We start from the raw sequence: 21,851 nt of genomic DNA, 5'->3' as shown, positions 1-21,851 counted from the left end.
GATCAGACCGTTTCCGCAGCCCCGTTCGGAGAAGGTGTTTTCTGAGCGGGCCGCGGTGCGATGCGCTGTGACGACCGTGACGGTCTTTTCCGGACCTTGAAGTTTCGTACGACCCGGGTCAATTCACCTGCATCCCCGACCAGTTTTTGGCTTGCGCTGCTGGTCTGATGCACAATCGATGCATTGCTCTTGGTTACGCCTTCCAGCTGCGTCGTGCTGGCATTGATATCCATGATGCGCTTGGCCTGCGCTTCGGCACCCGAGGCAATCTGCCCTACGGCCGTTCCAAGACGTTCAACCGATGTGCTGATATTCCCTAGCGCCGTTCCGGTCTCGTCAACCATCTGCACGCCGCGCTGCACGTCTTCCATGCTGCTGGCAATGAGTGATTTGATTTCCTTAGCTGCCGTGGCCGAGCGCTGGGCCAGAGCCCGGATTTCCTGAGCGACAACTGCAAAACCGCGGCCAGCATCGCCCGCATGGGCCGCTTCAACACCGGCATTCAACGCCAGAAGATTGGTCTGGAACGCAATCTCGTCGATCACACCGATGATCTGAACGATCCGGTTGGACGACGAAGATATCTTGGCCATGGCCTCAACCGTCTTGCCCACGATATCGCGACCCTGCTCGGTCTCCTGACAGCAATCGGCAACGGTCGTATCAGCCTGCCGGGCTTCGTCGGCGACTTCCTTGACCGAGGACGTCAACTCCGTGATGTTGCGTGCCACAGCCGCCAGCGCATCAACCTGTTCAGCGATGCGGCCGGTGATGTCCTCCGTGGAGCCGCTGATTTCCCGGGCACGCTGTTCAACAACACTCGATGTTTCCCGCACGGCATAGACGATCTGGCCAAGGCCTTCGCAGGCACGGTGAAAAGCCGCACTCATGCGGGACGAACCACTTTCCAGCGCCGGATCAATCTGCTGCACCAGATCGCCGCTCGCCATCCGGTCCAGAGCCTCCGCCAGTGCATCCGAAAGGGCCGCAAGGCTCTGGATCCGCTCGCCCTCAGCCCGTGAACGCTCACGGACATCCAGATTCTGGGTATAGGTTTCCAGACCGAGTTCCATATCCAGCAGACCACAGCGGATCAGCAGGCCGATCTGTGCGGCAGCCTCCTCGGCCGAGGTTCCCCGGGCCGGGCGTCGCAGAAGACGATCCAGAAAACTGCGATGGGGTTGCGGCCAGTACTGGCGAAGCAGGTCCGTTACCATACCCTCGATCAGGAGCGCATAGCCGCCAACATACCACTGCGGCTTGAGACCGATACGGGCATGGGTATTGCCGATGGCACGGGTGCTTTCGACATAATCAGCACCGAAATCGCCATCGAGAATGCGCCGCCAGTGCTTTTCCTGCTGGCTCCGGGCACCGCTGCGATGCTGCTCGTTGGCAAAGAACCTGTTCAGGGCCGGCGTCTGAAGAATCCGGCCATAGAAGCGGTCGAGCGCGGAGCCCAGAACCCGCAGCGCCTGCGGACGGATTCTGGCCAGATGGGCTTTCTCAGCGGCGCCGATGCCAAGAAAAAGCAGTCGTTCGGCAATATCTGCCTTGACCTGCTCAGCCATAGTCAGGGTCTCCAGAGCGTGGATTTGGCGCGTGTTCAGGATAAATCCCCTACCACGCCAATAGTTACGCAATCATGAAGAGACGCTGCTGCGCTGCCGGTCAGTCAGGCGTATTGTTTTTCCCGTAAGACACTTCCGTATCAGGCGTCGCCGGATGTGGCGTGATGTCCGCAGAACCACCCTGACCACCGAAGGACATACCGCCCATGGTCGGGCCGCTGGTCGTCTCATGTGATGGGGACGTGGGACTTTCCGCGCCGGGGGGCATGGCCATCACAGGCGCATCATCGGCATAGGACACGCCGCTGCCCTGATGATGGTGGCTGTTGTTGCTGTGAGAATGGTGACCGGGCGCCGCGCCTGGTGGCGGAAGGGCTGCCATGTCTGGTGAGGGCCCGCTGAACATGGACCCACATCCTGCCGTGGCAAGAAACGACAGCATGAGAAAAGAAGAAACGAAGCGCATAGACAATAATATAGCATTTTTCAGCGGTTGACGCATCCCTTTGTGGGATGGGACACAGCGCGTTCCTCCCGCCGCCATTCTTTGTCGCGCGGCATGTCCAGCAAGGATGCATTCTCCATGTTTGAAGGCCGGATCACGTCTCCTGCCGCGCAGCGCCGCGCCTGGTGGGACAGTCTGTTCGTGGACCACTCCATCTTCCGGCTGGGCTGGACCAATCTCGCCCCCGTCGTGCCGGGCAAGGTCTGGCGCTGCAATCATCCTACGCCCGCGCGCCTGCGGAGCCTGACACGCCGCCTGCATCTGAAGACGCTCGTGAACCTGCGCGGGCATCGCAAATGCGGATCGGACGCGCTGTCGCGAGGGGCTAGCGCTAAACTGGGTCTGACGCATCTGGACATGGCTTTCGAAAGCCGTGGCGCGCCGCATCGCGCCCGCATCCTGCGCTTCTACGACATGTACCAGACGCTCGCCTTCCCCATGCTCATGCACTGCAAGTCGGGTGCGGACCGGGCGGGTCTGGCGTCAGGTCTGGTGCTGATGTTTGAAGGCGGCACGGCGCAGGACGCGCTGGGGCAGCTGCACTGGCGGTTCGGGCATTTCAACCGCTCGCGCACCGGCATTCTGGACGCGTTTTTCCTGCGCTATCAGAAGGAAGCCGAGGGGCGTCTACCGTTTCTGGACTGGGTCCGGGACGAGTATGACGAGGACCGTCTGCGGGCCGATTTCAAGGCCGGTAAGCTGGCATCCTTCGTAAACGACAGCATTCTGCGCCGGGAATAAGGCGCCGGGAGTAAGCCTCAGTCCGGTTTGACGTCTGCCGGGCCGAGGGAGCGGATCAGGTCCAGCATCCGCTTGCGGATCGCAGGATCCGGGATGCGGTAATAGGAGCGCACCAGATCGACCGTCTCGCGGCGGCTGAACAGGGCGGCCTCGTCTACCGGAAGATCGAACAGGCGCGGTGGCGGTGCTGCCGGAGCGCGTGGCGGTGGGGCTCCGAACGCCGACTGCGTTTCGGCGAATCCCATGACGGGAGCCTGCACGGCGGGCGTCTGGCCGAAAGCCGGATTGAATGTCGGAGCGGCTCCGGAAAACGGCTGGGGCGTGCTGGACGGTGCTGACGGGCGCGCTTCCTGCATATCATCAAAGAAGAAACCGATCGGCACGTCCAGAACCTGCGCCAGATCGTACAGGCGGCTGGCACCCACGCGGTTGGCGCCGCGCTCGTATTTCTGGATCTGCTGGAAGGTCAGCCCCAGAGCCTCGCCGAGTTTTTCCTGCGACAGCCCCATCAGAGTCCGACGCAACCGGATGCGGTTACCGACATGGACGTCCACAGGTCCTGCCGCAGCGGAACTACGGGACTCGGGACGGGCGCGATCCGGGGAGGATTCTTTTTCTGACACCTGTAAATGGTTAATAAGACAACCCTGGATTGTCAATGTTAACCTTTATACACCCCTAGGTCCCAGTCGCGCTTCTTCCGCTGCATGGGGACGAGCGCCAGAACCATACACAGGATCGAAAGCGCAAGCGGCGTGGCGCGCCCGCAGCGGGAAAAGAAGGTGGGGGGGAGCGGTGACGGGATGTCACTGACCAGCACGTCGGCCCGGCCCCAGCCCAGACGGGCAGTTTCATGTCCGGTCGCGTCATAGATGGCGGAAATGCCGGTATTGTTGGCAAAAACAACCGGCAGTCCCTCTTCCACCGCCCGCATCCGCCCTGTGGCGAGATGCTGGCGGGGGCCGGCGCTGTTGCCGTACCAGGCGTCATTCGAGATCGTGACGAGCCAGTTGGGGCGGTCATTGCGGGCCGTAACGGAGCCCGAGAAAATGATCTCGTAGCAGACCATTGGGCCCACGCGCCCTAGGCCCGGCAGATCCCATGTTTTCAGGCCCGGCCCCGGCGTCAGGACGCCCGGCAGGACGTTGAAGGGCAGGATCCAGGGCTGGTACTCGCCGAACGGGACCAGACGGCTCTTGTCATAGATCGCTGCGATGCTGCCATTAGAAGCGACGGCGATCAGGCTGTTGAACCAGTCCTTGCCGGATTGCCGGTCCGAACCCACCAGCGCCGGAGCGCCATTGGCGGCCCGAGCAATCATCTGCCGGGCAAGCTCGTCCTCGTCCAGCAGGCCGGGGAAGCCGGATTCCGGCCAGATCACCACGGGCGGACGACCGCCCTGTGCGAAAGCCTTCTGCGCCCCCTGTGCAGTCAGGCTCAGATAGCGGCGGAAATTGCTGACCGCGTCTGCATGGCTGATGACTTCGGCTTCGGGCACGTTGCCCTGCACCAGAACGGCGCGGGGATTGGTGATGTTCAGCGGCATGGCGGATGACAGGCGCCATGTTCCTGCGGCGATCCACAGTACGGATACGGCCAGCACGGCCAGAGCCGCGCGCTTGCCGCGGAACAGGGCGAGAGAGCCGAGCACCAGCGCGAGCGACAGACCATCCACGCCCAGAACGGCGGCTGGCTGGATCATGACGTCTCCGGCAAACCCCGGAAGCTCGAGATCGCTCCCCAGCGGGTTCCACGGAAAGCCCGAGAACATGAAGACGCGGCCCATATCCATGACGGTCCAGCTTCCCGCAAACATCAGCACCCGCCGCCAGCCGGGGCGTACCACGCGGCACAGGATCGCCGGGACGCAGATGAAAGGGGCGATCAGCAGCGCCACGCCGGGGGAGGCAAACGGAATGACCCACCAGAATTCATGGACGCGGGTGAGGATGGCGTTGGTCAGCCAGTAGAGCCCGACCGTGTGGAATCCCATGCCGAACAGGAAGCCGCACCAGGCCGCCTGTTTCCACGACCGCGCGTCTTCGGACACGCGATAAAGGATCATCAGCCCCACGGGCAGCAGGAACAGGACGTGCACCGGTGGCAGAGACAGGGCTGCCAGCCCACCGGCAAGCAGCATCAGTCCGGCCAGGCGCCAGCCGCGGACAGGGAGCGTCGAAATCATGAAGGAACCGTCCGGCTGACGAATGGGCTGAAACAGGAAACAGCCGGACCCTGAAGATCCGGCTGCAAAAAAGCTGTCAGTCGAGGGCGTCGCGCAGGCGACGTTCGTAATGGCGGTAATACTTGTCCGCCAGAAGTTCGCTCTTCACCAAAACGGCGACATCCGTGGTGTTGAACTGCTCATCCACGACCGCACCGTCACCGACATAGCCGCCCAGACGCAGATAACCCTTGATCAGCGGGGGCAGCTTGTTGAGGCAGGCGCGGTAGTCCAGCACATGCGGGTCAGTCCGCTGCATTTCCACATAGCGGTCCGGAAGCGCGCGGATGCGCAGGGCCGGCGGGGCCAGATGGTTGTGGTGCATATAGGTGAGCTGGTCGGCCAGAGCGTCCGGATCCGTGCCCGGCAAACTGCCACAGCCGAACAGTACATCGATCCGGTGCAGGAAGATGTAGGAGGCAATACCGCGCCACAGGAGCTGCATCGCGGAACGGCCGCGATATTCCTTCGCCACACAGGAGCGACCGACTTCAAGCAAGCGACCGGGAAATTCCGTCAGGGTCGAGATGTCGTATTCGGAGGACGTGTAGAAACGCCCGACCTTCTCGGCGGCGTCGGAGCGCAACAGACGGTAGGTGCCGACGACACCGGCAGCGCCCGGTCCCTTGGCATGATCGATGACCAGAAGGTGATCGGCGGCCTCGTCGAATTCGTCCACATCACGCTTCGTGCGGAAGGCGCGTTCGTCAGGGTGGGCGCCGAGCTCTTCAAAGAAAACGCGGTAACGCAGCGCCTGTGCGGCGTCGCGCTCTTCGGCCGTCTCGGCAATCCGCACGCCCAGCGTGCCACCACGCAGTTCCTGAAAGCCGCCTTCGCGGTTCAGGGACAGGGTGGAGAGCGTCTCCATCTGTCGCAGGGTTTCCTCGCTGCTGGTCAGCGAATGCGGGGCCGGAGCCGATACGGGGGCGACGGTATCGTTATCCGGAGCGGAAATAGGTGCGCCAGCCGGTTTGGTGGTCATGATCCGCTCTTGTTCCTGTTTTCTGGGAGGGACTTTTTCCTGTCATCGGGTTCGGCACGACGGCCGAACAGCTCGATACGATGCGAGACAAGATCAAATCCCAGACGCTGGGCCAGCTCGGCCAGAAGGCGCACCGGCTCCTCGTCTTCGAACTCGACGACACGGCCACTGTCCACGTCAATCAGATGGTAGTGGTTTCCACTGTCACTGGCTTCATACCGTGCACGTCCACCGCCGAAATCGCGGCGCTCGAGGATGCCCTTCTCCTCAAGCAGCCGAACCGTGCGATAGACGGTCGCCACGGAGATGCGGCTGTCGATCTCCGACGCACGGCGATAGAGTTCCTCGACGTCCGGATGGTCGTCAGCGTTGGACAGGACATGGGCGATCACCCGTCTCTGGCCGGTCATTTTCAGTCCGCTTTGCACACACAGGCGGGCAATGTGCGAATCATCCGGCACAGGGGAAGAAGGGGCCTTCCGATTCCCTGGGCCGGCGCGTCTCTCAGCGGTTTTCGTATCTGCGACCATATCTGCGGCCTAGCCGAAAAACAGGCGTCTTGTCCAATTTATGGAGCCTGTCAGGCTTTCCCTGCCGCGGGGATGAAGAAGACGCGGACAGGGAAAATGGCACTCAGTCTTCGCGACGACGGCCGAGGCCGATCTTGCGGGCCAGCGAGGAACGATGGTTCGCGTAGTTCGGAGCAACCATCGGGTATTCCGGCGGCAGGCCCCAGCGCTCACGATATTCCTGCGGCGTCATGTTATAGGCGGTCTTGAGGTGACGGCGCAGCAGCTTCAGCTTCTTACCGTCTTCCAGGCAGATGATGTAGTCCGGGAAAACCGACTTGCGCGGCGAAACGGCCGGTACCGGCTTTTCAACAGGAGCCTCTTCCGGAACGTTCACCGTTGCAAGAGAGTCATGGACGGACCGGATCAGGGCCGGAAGAGCGTCAGCCGGGATATCGTTGTTCGATACATAGGCAGTAACGATCTGCGCAGTCAGCTGATGCAGTTCGGGAGCATTTGTCTCTTGCGACATTGTAGTTAAGTCCTTCATCCTTGAGAGAGGGAGCATGTAGCAGTCATAAATTGCTTCCTTCAAGCATAAAAAGAAAGAAACATGTGCGTGACAGAAAATGAAACATTTTTCATAGATATAACTGAAAAAAAATGCCCGATGACGACAGTATATGTGCGGGCAAAACTCGATGCCATGACTTCCGGCCAGAGACTTGACGTCCGGCTGCGCGGAACAGAAACACGGAAAAATGTTAGAGCATCCGTGCAGGCACTGGGGCATGCAATTCTGACGGATTTGCCTGTTATTGAGGAGCCGGATCTTTATTGTTTAACGGTCAAACGTTGCTAGAAACCAGCACCTGGGCGTCGCTTCCGTCCCGGTAATAACCGCGACGGACCCCTGCTTTTACAAAACCGCATTTCTCGTACAGCGCGGATGCGGAATTGTTACATACTGCGACTTCCAGAAATACTTTCCCTTTCCGCAGAACATTTTGCACCAGAGACTTTCCAATGCCTTTGCGGCGGAAATCAGGATGAACGGCCAGTGTCAGGATTTCTGTCTCATCCAGAATAGTCCGCGAAAGGATGAAACCGGCCGGGCTCTCTCCAACCAGAGCCACAGTCGCATCCGTACCCTGACCTGAAAGCAGGGCAGCAAAAGAAGTTGCGTCCCAGACTTCACCGCCGCGAAACGTGACTTCATGTAAAGCAGCCAGTAACGGCGCACTTTCGATCCCCATTGTCCTTAACTGGAAATCCTTTTCAGGACTGCTCACAGTGGCGCAGGCCTCAGACCGGCAGCGGGAGGTTTTGCTTCAGGAGGATCAACGTAAAGCGGCATCAGGGGGCCAGGAGCGACATGTTCGGCTGCCTGCACAATACCCAATGCGTACGGAGCCTCGCAGGCCAGCGCGGGACAGGGCCAGTCGGTCTTTTCAGAAACGGCGTCGCCCGTCACACAGGCCCAGCCTGCGGGATCGAGATCAACCGTCTGGCTGGCTGTGACATCCCCTTCCGGTGGATCAACGAAAACCCGGCCACGACGGGCGATACTCACACAGACGGCGTCCGGACGGGCGAGCGTGGCGCGGATGGCCGCCCCCAGCGTGACGCCGATCGTGGGGCAGTTCCAGCCTGCCGCCAGCCCTGCCGCCAGCGACAGGGACGAGCGCAGGCCCGTAAAGGAACCCGGACCAATCACGGCAACGACACGATCAGGAGCCGTGGTCCAGTTGTTCTGCGTCAGGAGTTCGCGGATGGCGGGCGCGAAATGCTCGGATGCGCCGCGACCAGCCATCAGTTTTTCTGCGACGACATGTCCGTCCTCGACGAGCGCCACCAGACTGGTCAGCCCGGTGCCCGCCCCTGCCCCGTTGAAAACAACCGTCCTCACAGACACAGACAGGCTTCTCCGAAGTCCAGACGGGAAGCGCGAGGCTCGGCATGGTCGGGAGCGGGCTCATTTTCCGCCGGATAGCCGAGGCCGACGAGGAAGTTCACGCGCCAGCCGGTCGCGTTTAGCAGCGTGTCCTCAACCATGAAGTTATCAAAGCCGGACATCGGCATAGCGGACAGGCCAAGCATCCGGGCAGCCATGATGAGATAGGCGCCTTCCAGCGTACCATTACGGAAGGCTGTCTCGTCGGACAGACCCACATCGGCCGCAAACCAGTCGCGCAGGCCGTCCTGCGGGTTCAGGCGGGGAAGCGCCTCGAAAAACAGCGGATCATGACAGACGACGGCCAGAACCGGAGCCGCCATGGCGCGGGCCACGTTTCCCGGCGACAGGGCAGGACGGATGCGTTCGCGGGCATCCTGCGTCATGAGAAAAACAAAGCGACCCGGCGAGCAGTTGCCGGAAGTCGGCCCCAGCTTCACCAGATCATACAGACGACGCAGGACATCCTCCCCGACCGGGCGCGGCGAGAAGCTGCGAGGGGTCCGGGCCTGCGTGAACAGGGCTTCTGCGCCCGGAACCGGTCCGCAGGAAGATGTCTGGCCGTCCATGGTTCAGTCCTCGACCTGTTCGACCGAGGCGACTTCGGGAACATAATGGCGGAGCATGTTCTCAACGCCATGCTTCAGTGTGGCGCGGGAAGACGGGCAACCGGAACAGGCACCCTGCATGGCCAGATAGACCACGCCGTCCTTGTACCCACGGAAGGCGATGTCGCCGCCGTCACCGGCAACGGCAGGACGCACACGGGTATCGAGCAGATCCTGGATGCGGCTGACGACTTCGGCGTCTTCGGGGGAGACGTCATGTTCCGGAGCAGACTGCGTGCCGGACAGGACCGGGCGGCCACTTTCGAAGAAGGTCGTGATCGTGCCCAGGACGACGGGCTTGAGGTCGCCCCAGCTGATATCGTCGGACTTGGTGACGGAGACGAAATCGCCGCCAAGGAAGACGCGGCGCACGTTGGGCTGGTCAAACAGCGCAGTTGCCAGTTCGGAGCGTCCGGCGGCGACATCCGCATCACCGAAATCGACGGGACGGGCATCGCCGGTCACGCTGCGGCCGGGCAGGAATTTCAGGGTGGCGGGGTTGGGAGTGTCTTCGGTCTCGATGAACATCGTGATCATGTCCTTGCGTTCCAGTCCGCCCTGACATGTGCCACATCGCCCGAAGGTGCAAGTGTTGGGACTGCATTGGTCCGACTTGTGGTATTTTTAACAACAGGCTTCGCCCTGTCAGACCTGCTCGCCCTGCCCCTCGGTTTTCCTTGAGGGAGACGGGAGTCCCTTGGGCAAAACAATAGTAGCGCAGAGCCCACCATAACCCTTGGACGCATCCCCGCGCCCCAGAACCAGAGACCCGCCCTCACGCGAGATTTCGCGCTGCACGATTGCCAGACCGAGTCCGATTCCCCCCGTGGCCCGCGAACGCGAGCCTTCCAGACGGTAGAACGGGGTCAGCACACGCTGGTACTCACTTTCGGGAATGCCGGGGCCGCTGTCGCTGATGGCGATTTCGAGCGCGCCGTCCTCGCGGGTGCGGAGGGTGGCGAGGACATTGCCGCCATAATTGATGGCGTTTTCGATCAGGTTCGACAGGACGCGTTTCATGGCGAGCGGACGGACATGGACCAATGCGCGGTCCGGCCCTTCGTAACGGGCCTCATGCCCGCGATCGACATGGTCGTCCACAAGGGTTTCGAGTGTGGCCACGATATTGATGGTGCGGGGCACTTCCGGATCATCCGCGCCGGCGAGATAGGCGAGGATGCCATTCACCATGGCTTCCATCTCGTCCAGATCGGCCTCGATGGCGGCCTGTGCCTCTCCGTCATTCAGAAAGCCGCAGCGCAGGCGCAGACGGGTCAGAGGCGTGCGCAGATCATGCGACACCGCTGCCAGAGCCTGCGTCCGGTCGTTGATGAGGCTCTGGATGCGGTCCTGCATGGCGTTGATGGCATGGGCCAGCCCGCGGACTTCGGGCGGTCCGCGTTCGGCCAGCGGCACCCATTTCTCGCTGGAGCCGATGCGGTCCGCCACCGAGACCAGCGCACGGAGCGGCATGCTGAGGCCACGGATCAGCATGGCCGCGGCAATGGCCACCGCGCCCGCCGCAATGGCGGCCGAAGCCAGACCACGCGTGACACGGTGATGGCCGAGCATGCCGGGCACACGGAAATGGATGTAGCTTCCATCCGGCAGGCGTTGGGAGCCCAGCACGTCCGCACTTCCTGGTCCTAATGTGTAGAGGTCCAGATGAGCCTGCTCGAGAATGGGATCGTCTGCGGTCAGGCGTCGGACAAGCTGCGTGAGCGCGACCGGGTGGTGTCCCGGCAGGGCAGGCGTGATCGAGGCGGGCTGCCACGCCACGCTGAGTTCACTGCCCGAGAGCATGACGGCCAGAAAAGATCTCTGGCTGACAGGCGCCGCAGCCAGCACGCGCAGATCCGTACTCAGCGCCTCGCCCAGCTGGGCGATGCGCACGTCATCGACGATGTAGGTCTCTGCCTGACCGTAGAAAATGGCGTTCGTCAGAAACACCAGTGTCACTGCGACGGTCAGGACAACGCAGACGCGCCCGACCAGCCCCAGCGGCCATAGCAGAATGCGATTCTGAATGTTCAGACCCGTTCAACCTCGGCCACGAAGATGTAACCCAGACCGCGCACCGTACGGATCAACTGATCGGCGTCAGAGCCCAGCTTGCGGCGCAGGCGGCTGACGAGAACATCGATGCTGCGGTCCGACACATCGCCCAGACGGGTCCGCGACAGTTCCAGAAGCCGATCACGGGCGATGACCCGCTGCGGATTATCCAGAAAGCTGGTCAGCAGATCGTGTTCAGCGCCGGAAATATCGACGGTAGCCCCGGACGGGTCCGTCAGTTCACGGCGACGCAGATCCAGCGTCCAGCCCGCAAAACGCAGTGTCTCGCGACGCACGCGCTCCTGCGGCGCACCGGTGGCGATGCCACGGCGGAGGACCGCACGCACACGCGCCAGAAGTTCACGCTGGCCGAAAGGCTTGGGGACATAGTCGTCCGCGCCCGATTCGAGACCGTTCACGCGATCGCGTTCCTCACCACGGGCCGAGACCATGATGATCGGCACCTGGGCTGGCGGGGTTTCATTCTCATGCGTGGCACCCTGCCCGCTGCGCAGTGCGCGACACAGTTCGATGCCGCTTTTACCCGGCAGCATAATGTCCATGATGATGAGATCGACGGGAGCCACTTCAAGCGCAGCCCACATCTCATCCCCACAGGCAACGCCACGGGCACGGAAACCGCCGCCCTGAAGGGCACGGAGAATGAGGGTCCGCATGCCTGCGTCATCTTCGACGACGAGGATACGGGCGGGAAGATCGGGGTCAGAAAGATTTGGCACCATGTCTTTTCCATAGTCTCCATAAGGTTGGCATCACAAGCAACAAATCCTGACAACAACTGTTCCCAACAGAACCTGCTGATCCATGGGATCCTGCCAATTATTCCATCACGTAAAAGCTGCAGCACACCACAGAAAACTGACTGGCAGCGCTACAGGAACCGAAACCACATCGAGATTATCTTCGAAAGGTTCAAGGACTGGAGACGGATTGCAAGATGCGATGACAGTTTCCTAGATACCTTCTTCTCGCTCATCTGTCTCACTACAACCGCCATGTTCAGGCTATGAGCCCTGAACCCTACAATTCAGTGCATGCGCCTTAAAGTTGATATAAATGGCGGATCGATTTTTGCCCTCTCCCCAAATTTAAAGCCCAATAAAATAAAAAATTTCTTGATTAGAGTTTTTATAAAATACAGGAACCACCTTGCGTAAGTGGATATATTCACCATCATTAGAAAAGATAATGATTTTTTATAAAACCCACATTTTATTAGATCAATTGAATGCTTCAAAAGAAAGGATTGGTACTTACTTTCTATGGCAAAAGAAATTTTTTGGTCTATGTTGATTTTTTTTGAAATACAAAACTCTGTTAATTTCTTTGGTATTTTCATTAACTGCAATGCTGGCAGACCTACTTTTGAAAGAGAACCGTCCCTCACAGTATAAAAATACAATGCATCTGGAATAAGCATAAACCTTGCTCCAGCCATCACAACACAAGAATAAAACAAAGAATCTTCGCCCAGACTCAATTCCTCATTATAGAAAATATTCTCTCTTATTAGAAATTCCCTTCTGAAAATAGGCTTCATGTAACAGAGTGGCATAGTTCCTTTTAGACCAGGCCAGTCCATGGACATATAACGGAATACATTTATATAATTATCATACGCCATCCATTCAGGACAAAATGCATTTTCTTGAGAATTTTTACTTGTTACAATAAGCTGGTCTGCAAGCATATCGAGATTATTTTTTTCCATATACTCTATCATCACCGATAATCTATTTCCTTTCCAATAATCATCAGAATCAAGTATTGATATATATTTCGATCTAGCTTTCATTATGCCAATATTTCTTGACGCGGAAACTCCAAGATTTTTATCATTTTCATAATATATAATACGTTTATCGAGATCACAGAGCTTCAGTGCTTTTTCTCTAGTGTCGTCACTAGAAGCATCATTGATAATAATAACCTCAACCGAGTTCATCGTCTGTTTCAAGACAGAGTGAACGGCTTGTTCGATAAAATCACCCGCATTATATGCCGGAATAATGACTGACACGAGATAATCGGGTTTGTTCACAAAACACCTAGATATGCTAAATTTTAGGAAAAATACGTTACAACAAACACCATAAAACAGAAAATTTTGTCAGATGAAAATATTAGGTGATGTTACAGCATTAAACGCCTAGGCCGCATTGACAAAAACCTATACAATTTTCCTGAGATTTAACCCAATTTGTGGCTGCGGAATACCGGGCAAACAAAGCAAAAGCAGGCTTAGTACGAAATAATGTGATGGATCAGGAATGCCATGGCTGGGTTGCTGCTACGGTTTGAGCGCGAGCATTAGTCTTGAACAACTAGAGACAACCGTCCTTTTCTTAAGGAATGCTCCGCGCACAGGCTCGAGACATACATGAACACTAAGACAGGTGAAATTCTGCCTACTTCAGTTTTGTCATTGGGCTGAACAGGATGTCTAGAATGCTCTTTTACAGATCCTGCAAATCTGGGGCTGAGTTATATAGTTAGTAACGTATGCTCGATAGCACCGTTTTTTGTACCCAATACGACAATAAGGAACGCTTTTTTGGCTTTGTCCTCGCCGAATTCCAGTCTCGGATTATACAGCTATTAGGAGACGGCCTTGAAAATAGACACTAGATTTTAGGGTTCCTGTGACAACCAATAATATCAAGGAAATTCTTTTTCTGATTATTTCAAAAGAATCATTTTTTCTACACACATTTTTATCATGAAATTTTCCATAATTTGAAATAATCTCAATTATATTTATTTACATATTGTATGTAGTAAAAGTTTGCATTTTTTAACGCAAAATTAACTCAAAAAAGTATTTTTATTTTATTTTTATTTATATGATATTTAATAATAATAGAAACGTTAATAAATTTCGATGAATCCATAGCGTTTTACAATAAACAATCTTAAAATTTCTGTTTTCAAGACCAAAATTAGGCTTTCTTTAATATAATATTTCTGGTGAAATCCCTAAATCCAAAACTTGGAATTGCGCTGCTTCAGCAGCGATATCTATTATAAATAGAGGTAGATAATGATTAGGGTTTTTGTCCAGTTAAGCCATGGGTATGGCGCCAAAAACTGGAATGAGAAATTTCGACAAGGGAAGATACTCGGGACCAATGAGCCTTATGCTTATGGATACAACAGAGCTAATTCCAGTGAAATTAAAATTACATACTCTGAAGATATTGTAAAAGAAAACTTATTTCAGAAATCCGTTCGATACGCCGCAAGATTAGTACTTGGTTTCGATTTCGTACACGTCTGGAGAAATCGAAAAAATATTATGGCAGGGACCGATGTGGTTTGGACATACAACGAATCACAAACCCTTGGAGTCATGTTATTAAAGAAAATTTTTTCTGCGAAAAACATAAAGGTTATTGGTCAAAGTGTCTGGCTTATTGATAAGTGGCCCAGAAATAAAATTAGACAGCTTATTTATCGCTGGCTTTTGAAAGATGTTGACGTACTGACATTTAATAGCAAAGTTAATTCTGACATCGCCAAGAAAATGTTTCCACATAATCGGATTGAATTTACAAAATTTGGGATTCGATGTGACGAAATGGTTCCATATTTCGAAAAAGATGTTGGTAACATTGTAGCCGTCGGAAACGACCGTTCACGAGATTGGGCTACACTTGCAGCCTGTGCTTCTCGCATGACAAATATAAATTTTTTCCTTGCTACACAAAGTGCTGCTGCAATTAATATTGCCGACAAACATTCCAACATGATAATTGCTAAATTAAAGACAAATAATGATATGGCTTCTTTTTATGAAAAAGCCATATTAGTCATCGTCCCATTAGATCGGAATAACTATGTAAGTGGCCTGACAGTTGTTGAAGAGTCTGGGGTTATGGGGGTCCCTTGCATTGTAACAGACACAGGAGGCCTTAGAGACTACTTTACCGATGACATGGTATATTTTATTCCGCCCAATGATTCTGACGCACTAAGCGAAGCTATAAAAATTCTCTTGGGCAACAAAGAAAAACGTGCCCGTATGGTTGAGAATATACAGAATTATATGCAAAAATCTCTTAACAGCCAAACGTATGTTGAGGAATATGTTAAAATTACTAGAGAGTTAGAAAATAAATTTCACTGATATAATCAATTTATGGAAATAATGTTGATTATATCAAAATAATCCATATGAATCTTAAAAAAGGCTGCCCAGAAGGGCAGCCGATACTGATGTAAATACTGAACTTCTGTCCCATTGTTTGAATAAGCTAAGTGGCTATCCATTCCGAGAGATAACCGCACTATTTCCTTTCCGGTCAAAAGATAGAACAGGGCCATTCATCAGCCCTTGCTAATCCGTTAGATGATCTCTTGCCGTATCTGTTTTCTCTGGTCGCTATCTTACAACCACAAAGTGAAGTGGATCTCGGGCAGAGCGTATAGACCTTTTGTCAACTTAACCTAGCATCGTACAGTACAACGCATCACGGCCATGCCCGTTCTGCTGGCCCGTTTCATGCGTTGTGTTGGAGTCGCCAATGTTACGAGTTTCCCCCGGCGTCGTCAGTGGCGCCAGTTATGCGGCCCTGATCAAGGCCTGCCACGAAGGGGGCTATGCCCTTCCTGCCATCAATGTCGTTGGCACCGACAGCGTCAACGCGGTTTTGGAAGCCGCTGCCCGCAACGGATCGGACGTCGTCATTCAGGTTTCCAATGGTGGCGCGCGTTTTTATGCGGGCGAAGGCCTGCCGGATGCCCATCGCGCCCGTGTGCTCGGCGCGGCGTCCATGGCGCGTCATGTCCATCTTCTGGCGAAGGAATACGGCATCGCTGTCATTCTCCATACCGATCACGCCGACCGCAGGCTGATCCCCTGGCTCAACGACCTCATCACGATGAGCGAGGACGAGTTCAAGGCGACCGGCAAGCCGCTCTTCACGTCTCACATGCTCGATCTTTCCACGGAGCCTTTAGAAGAGAACCTTGCAACCTCGGCCGCCATGCTGAAACGTCTGGCGCCGCTGGGCATGGGGCTGGAAATCGAACTGGGTGTTACGGGTGGCGAGGAAGATGGCATCGGCCATGATCTCGAAGAGGGTGCGGACAACGCGCATCTCTACACGCAGCCCGAAGACGTGCTGAAGGCGTGGAACCTGCTCTCCCCGATCGGGACCGTGTCGATCGCCGCGTCTTTCGGCAATGTCCATGGTGTCTACAAGCCGGGCAATGTGCAGCTTCGTCCCGAAATCCTGAAGAACTCGCAGGATGCCGTTCAGAAGGCGACGCAGAGCGGTCCCAAGCCGCTGCCTCTGGTCTTTCATGGTGGATCGGGTTCGACGATCGGGGAAATCGATGCCGCCGTGTCCTATGGCGTGTTCAAGATGAACCTCGACACTGACATCCAGTTCGCTTTCGCGCATGGCGTGGGCAGCTACGTTCTGGAGCATCCGGTCGCCTTCCAGCACCAGATCGAGCCCGGCACCGACAAACCAATGAAGTCGCTCTACGATCCGCGCAAATGGCTGCGCGTGGGCGAGAAATCCATTGTCGAGCGGCTGGATGAAGCCTTCGAAATCCTAGGCTCCAAGGGCCGGTCCGTCGCCCGCAAATCCTGACGGGACCGGCGTTCAGGAGGCTCCGGCCTCCTGAACTGGTTTGCCGGATTTCAGGGGCCGGGGGTGACGGAAGCGAGCTGCGCCTTGGCCACATCGCGGCTGTCGGGGAGTGCGTCTTCCCAGCCGCCGCCGAGCGCGTTGTAAAGACGCGTCAGATTAGTCGCCAGCGTGGCGTCGCTGCTGGCGAGGTCAAGCTGTGCGGACTGGAGCTGCGCCTGCGCGTTCAGGACGTTCAAGTAGTTCGTCAGGCCGCTGCGATACTGGCTCTGCGCCAGCATGAGCGCCTTGCTGTTGTCGTTGACGGCGTTCTGCAGGCCCTGACGATGCAGCTGCTCGTCGCGATAGGCAATCAGCGCGTTGTCCACGTCATGCCAGGCCTTGATGACCGTCTGCTGATAGGAAATCGCTGCGGCCTTCTGCGCGTATTTCTTCAGCTCGAGCTGGCCATACAGACGGCCGCCCTGGAAGATCGGCAGGGAGATGGACGGGCCCACGTTCCAGGCCCGTGCGTTCCAGAAGCCCAGATCGCGGAAGGACAGGGTCTGGAAGCCGAAATCGGCGTTGATCGTGACCTTCGGATAGAAATCCGCCGTGGCCTCGCCCACTTCGGCGACTGCACCGCGCAGGCGGGCTTCGGCCTCGCGGATGTCCGGGCGGCGATGGGCCAGTTCGGACGGAAGGCCGACGGGCACCACCGGCGGAACGACCGGCACGCCGGCGTTCTTTTCCAGCTCGGCATTCAGGCTTTCAGGCGGGGCGCCCAGAAGCAGGGCGAGTGCGTTCTCTTCCTGCGCCACAGCCTGTTCAAGCTGTGCTTCCTGACCCTGCGTGTCGTGCAGGCGAGCCTGTGCGGAATCAACATCCAGTTCCGTCACCAGACCACCGCGATAGCGCTCCTGCGCGATGGAGGTGATCTGCGTGAGGATGCCGAGATTGTCGCGCAGGATCTTCAGGCGCTGCTGATCGCCGCGCAGGCTCATATAGCCATGCGCCATGTCGGCCTGCTGGGCGATGAGGACGGAACGACGCTCTTCATCCGTCGCCTGAAGGTCGGCCTTGGCGGCATCATACTGATGCGCCACGCGGCCCCACAGATCGATTTCATAAGTCGCATCGATCGCGCTGCGCCACTGGTTCAGCAGCGGGATAGTCGCCCCGCCAGCCGCGTTCTGAAGCATCGGGCCGACGGTGCTGCCAATCGAGCCACCTTCGGACTTGGCAATACCACCCGCGACATGGCCGATGATTTCCTGCAACTGCTTGGTGCTGTACTGGCTGCGCTGGTATGAACCTGAAGCGCTCAGAGCCGGGAAGCGCTCGGCACCCGCCATGATGAGCTGCGCGCGGCTCTGCGCCAGATTGGCGGTCGCGAGGCGGAAGGACAGGTTCTGGTTGACCAGACGGTCTTCCAGCGAGGTCAGCTCCGGATCGTGGAAGACCTGCCACCAGTGACTGTCAGCCTTCATCTCGCTGACGATGCTGTCGGGCGCGCCAGCCATATGATCGGTATAATGCGCCGGCGACCAGGGCTTGGGCGCATGGTATTCAGGTCCCACCATGAGGCAGCCGGACAGGGTGAACAGGGCGCAGCCGCAAAGCAGCGCGCGGGAAGTGAAGGCTGCGCTCACAAAGAAACTCCTGAAGCGGAAATGATCTTGCGGTGACCGACCGGCTCGGTCAGCATGTCAGGAACTTGACCTGACGGACAGAAGGATCTTTCGCTCACATGACGGGCATCATGGACGACGGTAGCGCGGACACTCCCGACGGAGCCGGCAGCGCCGATCCCGTAGGATGCGCCAAGCGCGAACAGATCCTCAAAGGTGCCGGAACCGTCTTTCTGGCAAACGGATACGAAGGGGCGTCCATGTCCCAGATTGCGCAGATGGCGGGCGTCTCCAAGGGGACGCTTTACAACCATTTTAATGGCAAGGCGTCCCTGTTCTCCGCGTTCTTCGAAGAACAGGCCCGCAGCCGTCTCGCGCCAATCGAGGCCCTCTCGCGCAGCGACGGACAGTCCGTTCGCGTGACGCTCGTCCGGTTCGCGGAAATGACCGTCCACCTGCTGGTCTCGCCCATGGCGCTGGGGCTGTATCGCATCATCGTCGGCGAGGTCGATAAATTCCCCAATCTGGCCGACACGTTCTGGCGCTACGGCTTCGACCGGACGCTTGGCAACCTGACGGAATACCTGACGCGCAGCGTGGCCCGTGGAGAGCTGGAGATCGCCGATCCGCGCCTGTCGGCCGAGCAGTTCATGCTCATGTGCCAGGCCCGCATCATCCAGCGCCGCCGGTTCGGCCTGCCGGTCGATGACAGCGATGCGGCGATTGCGGAATTTGCCGCCTTCACCGCTGACAGCTTCCTGAAGATCTACGAACCGCGCCATCAGTGACCACCGCCCGAAGCCTGTGCGGCCTTCTTGCCGTTGGGTGACAGCAGGAAGCACAGCGGCACCACGAACAGCGCGATCACGCCGATCCAGTCGAACACCTCGTTATAGGCCAGCATGGCGACCTGTGAGGTAAACTCGCGGAACAGGCTGTAGATGGCGATGTTATGGGACTGCGCCGCCGTGAAGCCATGCGCCTGTGCGACCTGCTGGGCATTGGCGATATAGGTGTTGAACTCCGGATTGGCCGGCGTCATGTGATCAGCGACATAACCCTGATGGCGCTGACGGGTCTCGATGATCGCCGCCGTTGCCAGCGAAATGGCCAGCGAGCCGATGTAGTTTCGCGCCATCGAGAACAGGGCCGAGGCATCCGAGTTCAGCTCACGCGGCAGGGTCGAATATGCAATCGTCGAGATCGGCACGAACAGGAAGGCCAGCGAAGCCGTCTGGCTGATGCGGTAGAACATCAGATGCTTGAAATCGATCGCGGCATAGAGGTTCGAAGCCTGGAACATCGCCATGCCCATCGCGAAGAACCCAAAGGCGATGATGTAGCGCATCTGGATGAACTTCATCAGCCGCCCCACAATCGGAATCAGACAGATCACCGCCACGCCACCGGGGGCGAGCAGCAGGCCTGAATTCGTCGCGGTATAGCCGAGCACCTGCTGGGCGAACTGCGGAACGATGATAGCAGAAGCATACAGCGTGGCGCCGACCATCGAGATCAGGAGCATGCCGGTTGCGAAGTTGCGGTCCTTGAGAACCGTCAGGCGAACCAGCGGATTCTTCGCATAGCACAACCAGAGAATCGCACCGATCACACCGATCGCGCCCAGTATGGCCATGGTGGTGATAAAGGGTGAACCGAACCAGTCGTCATCCTCGCCGCGGTCGCACATGACCTCAAGGCAGCCGAGGCCCAGCGTAATCAGACTGATGCCGATCACGTCCACCTTCTCGCGCTTCTGACGCTCCCATGGCGGATCCTCGACGAACGCCGTCACGGCCATGACCGTCAGGATGCCGAAGGGCACGTTGACGAAGAAAATCCAGCGCCAGGAGAAATTATCGGTCAGATAGCCGCCCAGCATCGGGCCCAGAACCGGGCCGACAATGGTGGCGATGGCGGTCAGGCCGAACGCCGCACCACGCTTTTCGGGCGGGAAGGTGTCCAGAATGATGGACTGCTGGCTCGGTTGCAGGCCGCCTCCGAAAAAGCCCTGCATGAGACGGAACACCACGAGCATCGGCAGCGACGTCGCCAGTCCGCACAGGAAGGACGAGACGGTGAACATCGTGATGCAGATCAGGAAGTAGCGTTTGCGGCCGAACAACCGCGACAGCCAGCTCGAAATCGTCAGAACGATTCCGTTTGCCACCAGATAGGACGTGAGCGCCCAGGTGGCGTCATCATACGAACTGCCGAGCGATCCCGCGATATGCGGCAGCGCCACGTTGACGATGGTGGTGTCCAGCACCTCCATAAAGGCCGCCAGCGTGACCGTGACGGCCACAAGCCACGGATTGTGACTGGGCTTCCAGTCCTGATGCCCGGCAGTATCGCTCATTTCACATAAACCGTCGGGACGACAGACAGACCAAGGGCGAGCGGGATGTTCGGATCAAGACCGCTGTCCAGCACGATCTTCACCGGAATACGCTGCACCGTCTTCACGAAGTTGCCGGTCGCGTTCTCGGGAGGGAAGGCGCTGAAGGATTCACCCGAGCCGAGCTGGATGGAATCCACATGGCCATGCAGTTCGAGCTGCGGGTAGGCATCGACTTCGACATCCACCTTCTGGCCCGGACGCATATGGGTGAGCTGCGTTTCCTTGTAGTTCGCCACGATCCAGACTTCCGGCTCGACGATGGAGAACATCTGCTGACCGGTCTGCACGAAATTGCCGCGCTCGACGTTACGCTGGGAAATCCAGCCGTCATGCGGCGCGCGGACTTCCGTCCATTCGAGGTTCAGGCGGGCCTGCACCAGATCCGCATTGGCGGAGGCAAGAGCAGCCTGTTCCTGCGTGACGCGGGCATCGGCATTGGCCACGTTTTCCTTGACCGGCTCGGCTTGCGTCAGCTGACCCTGGGCCTGCAGCACTCGGGCCTTGGCCTGATCCAGTGCGGCGCGGGCATAGTCGATGTCCTGCTGCGACGTCGCGGCACGGGCCACCGAACGCTGACGGCGGTAATCAGCTTCGGCTTTGACGAGCTGCGCCTGTGCGGCAGCAAGATTGCCCTGCGCGGTGACGAGCTGGCCGGGGAAGTTCTTGTGCGCCACTTCCAGCATCAGCTTGTAAGCATTGATGTTGGCATTGGCCTGATCGACGGCGGCCTCGGCCTTGTGCAGGGACGCGACATAATCGCGGCTGTCGATCGTCACAAGCAGGTCGCCCGTGTGGACGAACTGGTTGTCGTTCACCAGAAGCTGCGTGACGTAGCCGTTGACGTGGGGCGCAATGGCGATCTTGCGACCGGCCGTGTAGGCGTCATCCGTCTCGATATTGTTGCGGGTCAGGAAAAGATAGGCCCCGATACCCACGAGAACCAGAACCACCAGCAGGATCAGCGCGACCCGGACAAGGGGATGACGCTTTTTCTGCGGCTTTCCGTTCTTGTCGGATGTCGTGTCACCCTGCGCGTGATCGGCCTGATCGCCTTGCGCCATAATGTTTGTCTC

At 57.6% G+C, this 21,851-nt stretch carries 22 protein-coding genes; 5 read left to right on the top strand and 17 right to left on the bottom strand.

Annotation, left to right across the window (positions count from 1 at the left end):
• Positions 1-2: 2 nt before the first annotated feature.
• Complete coding sequence (locus GRO01_RS09390; RefSeq protein WP_231490444.1) at positions 3-1,571, bottom strand: globin-coupled sensor protein; 1,569 nt, start codon at positions 1,569-1,571, stop codon at positions 3-5.
• A 100-nt stretch (positions 1,572-1,671) separates the two neighbouring features.
• Positions 1,672-1,977 carry a hypothetical protein gene (locus tag GRO01_RS09385; RefSeq protein WP_231490442.1) on the bottom strand — a complete coding sequence of 102 codons (306 nt, stop codon included), beginning with the start codon at positions 1,975-1,977 and terminating at the stop codon, positions 1,672-1,674.
• A gap of 177 nt (positions 1,978-2,154) precedes the next feature.
• On the opposite strand from GRO01_RS09385, the gene GRO01_RS09380 reads away from it, so the two are divergent.
• Complete coding sequence (locus GRO01_RS09380) at positions 2,155-2,817, top strand: protein-tyrosine phosphatase family protein (protein WP_062511193.1); 663 nt, start codon at positions 2,155-2,157, stop codon at positions 2,815-2,817.
• 17 nt (positions 2,818-2,834) lie between these two features.
• Here the strand turns inward: GRO01_RS09380 and GRO01_RS09375 are convergent, their stop codons facing one another.
• The 5 genes from GRO01_RS09375 to GRO01_RS09355 all read right to left on the bottom strand — a co-directional run bounded on the left by GRO01_RS09375 (position 2,835) and on the right by GRO01_RS09355 (position 7,064).
• The gene (locus GRO01_RS09375) at positions 2,835-3,440 is read right to left on the bottom strand and encodes a helix-turn-helix domain-containing protein (protein WP_083541430.1); all 606 of its coding nucleotides are present in this window, start codon (positions 3,438-3,440) and stop codon (positions 2,835-2,837) included.
• A gap of 38 nt (positions 3,441-3,478) precedes the next feature.
• Positions 3,479-5,002 carry an apolipoprotein N-acyltransferase gene (gene lnt, locus GRO01_RS09370; protein WP_062511190.1) on the bottom strand — a complete coding sequence of 508 codons (1,524 nt, stop codon included), beginning with the start codon at positions 5,000-5,002 and terminating at the stop codon, positions 3,479-3,481.
• Between the two features lie 76 nt (positions 5,003-5,078).
• Positions 5,079-5,909 carry a GNAT family N-acetyltransferase gene (locus tag GRO01_RS09365; RefSeq protein WP_062511496.1) on the bottom strand — a complete coding sequence of 277 codons (831 nt, stop codon included), beginning with the start codon at positions 5,907-5,909 and terminating at the stop codon, positions 5,079-5,081.
• Positions 5,910-6,019: 110 nt separating this feature from the next.
• Positions 6,020-6,553, bottom strand: a complete 534-nt coding sequence (locus GRO01_RS09360; protein WP_062511188.1) for a Fur family transcriptional regulator — start codon at positions 6,551-6,553, stop codon at positions 6,020-6,022.
• Positions 6,554-6,656: 103 nt separating this feature from the next.
• Positions 6,657-7,064: a MucR family transcriptional regulator gene (locus tag GRO01_RS09355; protein ID WP_011252343.1), complete on the bottom strand. Its 408-nt coding sequence runs from the start codon at positions 7,062-7,064 to the stop codon at positions 6,657-6,659.
• Between the two features lie 87 nt (positions 7,065-7,151).
• Here GRO01_RS09355 and GRO01_RS09350 point away from each other — a divergent pair, with 87 nt between their 5' ends.
• Positions 7,152-7,394, top strand: coding sequence for a sulfurtransferase TusA family protein (locus GRO01_RS09350; RefSeq protein ID WP_231490440.1), 243 nt, complete (start codon positions 7,152-7,154; stop codon positions 7,392-7,394).
• Here GRO01_RS09350 and GRO01_RS09345 read toward each other — a convergent pair.
• From GRO01_RS09345 to GRO01_RS09315, 7 genes are all read right to left on the bottom strand, one after another.
• Entirely contained in the window at positions 7,381-7,824 is a 444-nt protein-coding gene (locus GRO01_RS09345; RefSeq protein ID WP_371857395.1) for a GNAT family N-acetyltransferase, read from the bottom strand. The two genes, GRO01_RS09350 and GRO01_RS09345, sit on opposite strands and share 14 nt — an antisense overlap.
• Entirely contained in the window at positions 7,821-8,447 is a 627-nt protein-coding gene (gene tsaB, locus GRO01_RS09340) for a tRNA (adenosine(37)-N6)-threonylcarbamoyltransferase complex dimerization subunit type 1 TsaB (RefSeq protein ID WP_083541428.1), read from the bottom strand. The genes GRO01_RS09345 and tsaB overlap by 4 nt, the downstream gene beginning before the upstream one ends.
• Positions 8,438-9,055 (bottom strand): malonic semialdehyde reductase, encoded by a 618-nt coding sequence (locus tag GRO01_RS09335; protein ID WP_062511182.1) that lies wholly within the window; start codon positions 9,053-9,055, stop codon positions 8,438-8,440. The genes tsaB and GRO01_RS09335 overlap by 10 nt, the downstream gene beginning before the upstream one ends.
• A 3-nt stretch (positions 9,056-9,058) precedes the next feature.
• A complete protein-coding gene (locus GRO01_RS09330) occupies positions 9,059-9,622 on the bottom strand; it encodes a NifU family protein (RefSeq protein WP_062511494.1) in 564 nt (187 codons plus the stop codon).
• 117 nt (positions 9,623-9,739) lie between these two features.
• Positions 9,740-11,053, bottom strand: a complete 1,314-nt coding sequence (locus GRO01_RS09325) for an ATP-binding protein (protein ID WP_231490438.1) — start codon at positions 11,051-11,053, stop codon at positions 9,740-9,742.
• Between the two features lie 71 nt (positions 11,054-11,124).
• A complete protein-coding gene (locus tag GRO01_RS09320) occupies positions 11,125-11,892 on the bottom strand; it encodes a response regulator (RefSeq protein WP_041111363.1) in 768 nt (255 codons plus the stop codon).
• Positions 11,893-12,197: 305 nt separating this feature from the next.
• Positions 12,198-13,190: a glycosyltransferase family 2 protein gene (locus GRO01_RS09315; RefSeq protein WP_167494582.1), complete on the bottom strand. Its 993-nt coding sequence runs from the start codon at positions 13,188-13,190 to the stop codon at positions 12,198-12,200.
• A gap of 1,020 nt (positions 13,191-14,210) precedes the next feature.
• Between GRO01_RS09315 and GRO01_RS09310 the strand changes: the two genes are divergently transcribed.
• Entirely contained in the window at positions 14,211-15,296 is a 1,086-nt protein-coding gene (locus tag GRO01_RS09310; protein WP_083541425.1) for a glycosyltransferase, read from the top strand.
• 397 nt (positions 15,297-15,693) lie between these two features.
• Positions 15,694-16,770: a class II fructose-bisphosphate aldolase gene (fbaA, locus tag GRO01_RS09305; RefSeq protein ID WP_062511171.1), complete on the top strand. Its 1,077-nt coding sequence runs from the start codon at positions 15,694-15,696 to the stop codon at positions 16,768-16,770.
• Between the two features lie 50 nt (positions 16,771-16,820).
• Here the strand turns inward: fbaA and GRO01_RS09300 are convergent, their stop codons facing one another.
• Positions 16,821-18,398 carry an efflux transporter outer membrane subunit gene (locus tag GRO01_RS09300; protein ID WP_062511169.1) on the bottom strand — a complete coding sequence of 526 codons (1,578 nt, stop codon included), beginning with the start codon at positions 18,396-18,398 and terminating at the stop codon, positions 16,821-16,823.
• Between the two features lie 98 nt (positions 18,399-18,496).
• Between GRO01_RS09300 and GRO01_RS09295 the strand changes: the two genes are divergently transcribed.
• A complete protein-coding gene (locus tag GRO01_RS09295; protein ID WP_062511167.1) occupies positions 18,497-19,165 on the top strand; it encodes a TetR/AcrR family transcriptional regulator in 669 nt (222 codons plus the stop codon).
• Here the strand turns inward: GRO01_RS09295 and GRO01_RS09290 are convergent.
• Entirely contained in the window at positions 19,159-20,736 is a 1,578-nt protein-coding gene (locus GRO01_RS09290) for a DHA2 family efflux MFS transporter permease subunit (RefSeq protein ID WP_062511165.1), read from the bottom strand. The two genes, GRO01_RS09295 and GRO01_RS09290, sit on opposite strands and share 7 nt — an antisense overlap.
• Entirely contained in the window at positions 20,733-21,839 is a 1,107-nt protein-coding gene (locus GRO01_RS09285; protein WP_062511163.1) for an HlyD family secretion protein, read from the bottom strand. Before GRO01_RS09285 ends, GRO01_RS09290 begins: the two co-directional genes overlap by 4 nt.
• Positions 21,840-21,851: the final 12 nt, after the last annotated feature.

The organism is Gluconobacter roseus NBRC 3990 (genome assembly GCF_006538885.1).
GTDB classification, from domain to species: domain Bacteria; phylum Pseudomonadota; class Alphaproteobacteria; order Acetobacterales; family Acetobacteraceae; genus Gluconobacter; species Gluconobacter roseus.
This window is presented reverse-complemented; position numbering and strand designations above follow the sequence as displayed.

Bases quoted from the DNA above. Each gene is read 5' to 3' on its own strand.
- GRO01_RS09390 (WP_231490444.1), bottom strand. From the start codon at position 1,571: ATGGCTGAGCAGGTCAAGGCAGATATTGCCGAACGACTGCTTTTTCTT.
- GRO01_RS09385 (WP_231490442.1), bottom strand. From the start codon at position 1,977: ATGTTCAGCGGGCCCTCACCAGACATGGCAGCCCTTCCGCCACCAGGC.
- GRO01_RS09380 (WP_062511193.1), top strand. From the start codon at position 2,155: ATGTTTGAAGGCCGGATCACGTCTCCTGCCGCGCAGCGCCGCGCCTGG.
- lnt (WP_062511190.1), bottom strand. From the start codon at position 5,002: ATGATTTCGACGCTCCCTGTCCGCGGCTGGCGCCTGGCCGGACTGATG.
- GRO01_RS09365 (WP_062511496.1), bottom strand. From the start codon at position 5,909: ATGGAGACGCTCTCCACCCTGTCCCTGAACCGCGAAGGCGGCTTTCAG.
- GRO01_RS09360 (WP_062511188.1), bottom strand. From the start codon at position 6,553: ATGGTCGCAGATACGAAAACCGCTGAGAGACGCGCCGGCCCAGGGAAT.
- GRO01_RS09355 (WP_011252343.1), bottom strand. From the start codon at position 7,064: ATGTCGCAAGAGACAAATGCTCCCGAACTGCATCAGCTGACTGCGCAG.
- GRO01_RS09335 (WP_062511182.1), bottom strand. From the start codon at position 9,055: ATGGACGGCCAGACATCTTCCTGCGGACCGGTTCCGGGCGCAGAAGCC.
- GRO01_RS09330 (WP_062511494.1), bottom strand. From the start codon at position 9,622: ATGTTCATCGAGACCGAAGACACTCCCAACCCCGCCACCCTGAAATTC.
- GRO01_RS09320 (WP_041111363.1), bottom strand. From the start codon at position 11,892: ATGGTGCCAAATCTTTCTGACCCCGATCTTCCCGCCCGTATCCTCGTC.
- GRO01_RS09310 (WP_083541425.1), top strand. From the start codon at position 14,211: ATGATTAGGGTTTTTGTCCAGTTAAGCCATGGGTATGGCGCCAAAAAC.
- fbaA (WP_062511171.1), top strand. From the start codon at position 15,694: ATGTTACGAGTTTCCCCCGGCGTCGTCAGTGGCGCCAGTTATGCGGCC.
- GRO01_RS09295 (WP_062511167.1), top strand. From the start codon at position 18,497: ATGACGGGCATCATGGACGACGGTAGCGCGGACACTCCCGACGGAGCC.
- GRO01_RS09290 (WP_062511165.1), bottom strand. From the start codon at position 20,736: ATGAGCGATACTGCCGGGCATCAGGACTGGAAGCCCAGTCACAATCCG.
- GRO01_RS09285 (WP_062511163.1), bottom strand. From the start codon at position 21,839: ATGGCGCAAGGCGATCAGGCCGATCACGCGCAGGGTGACACGACATCC.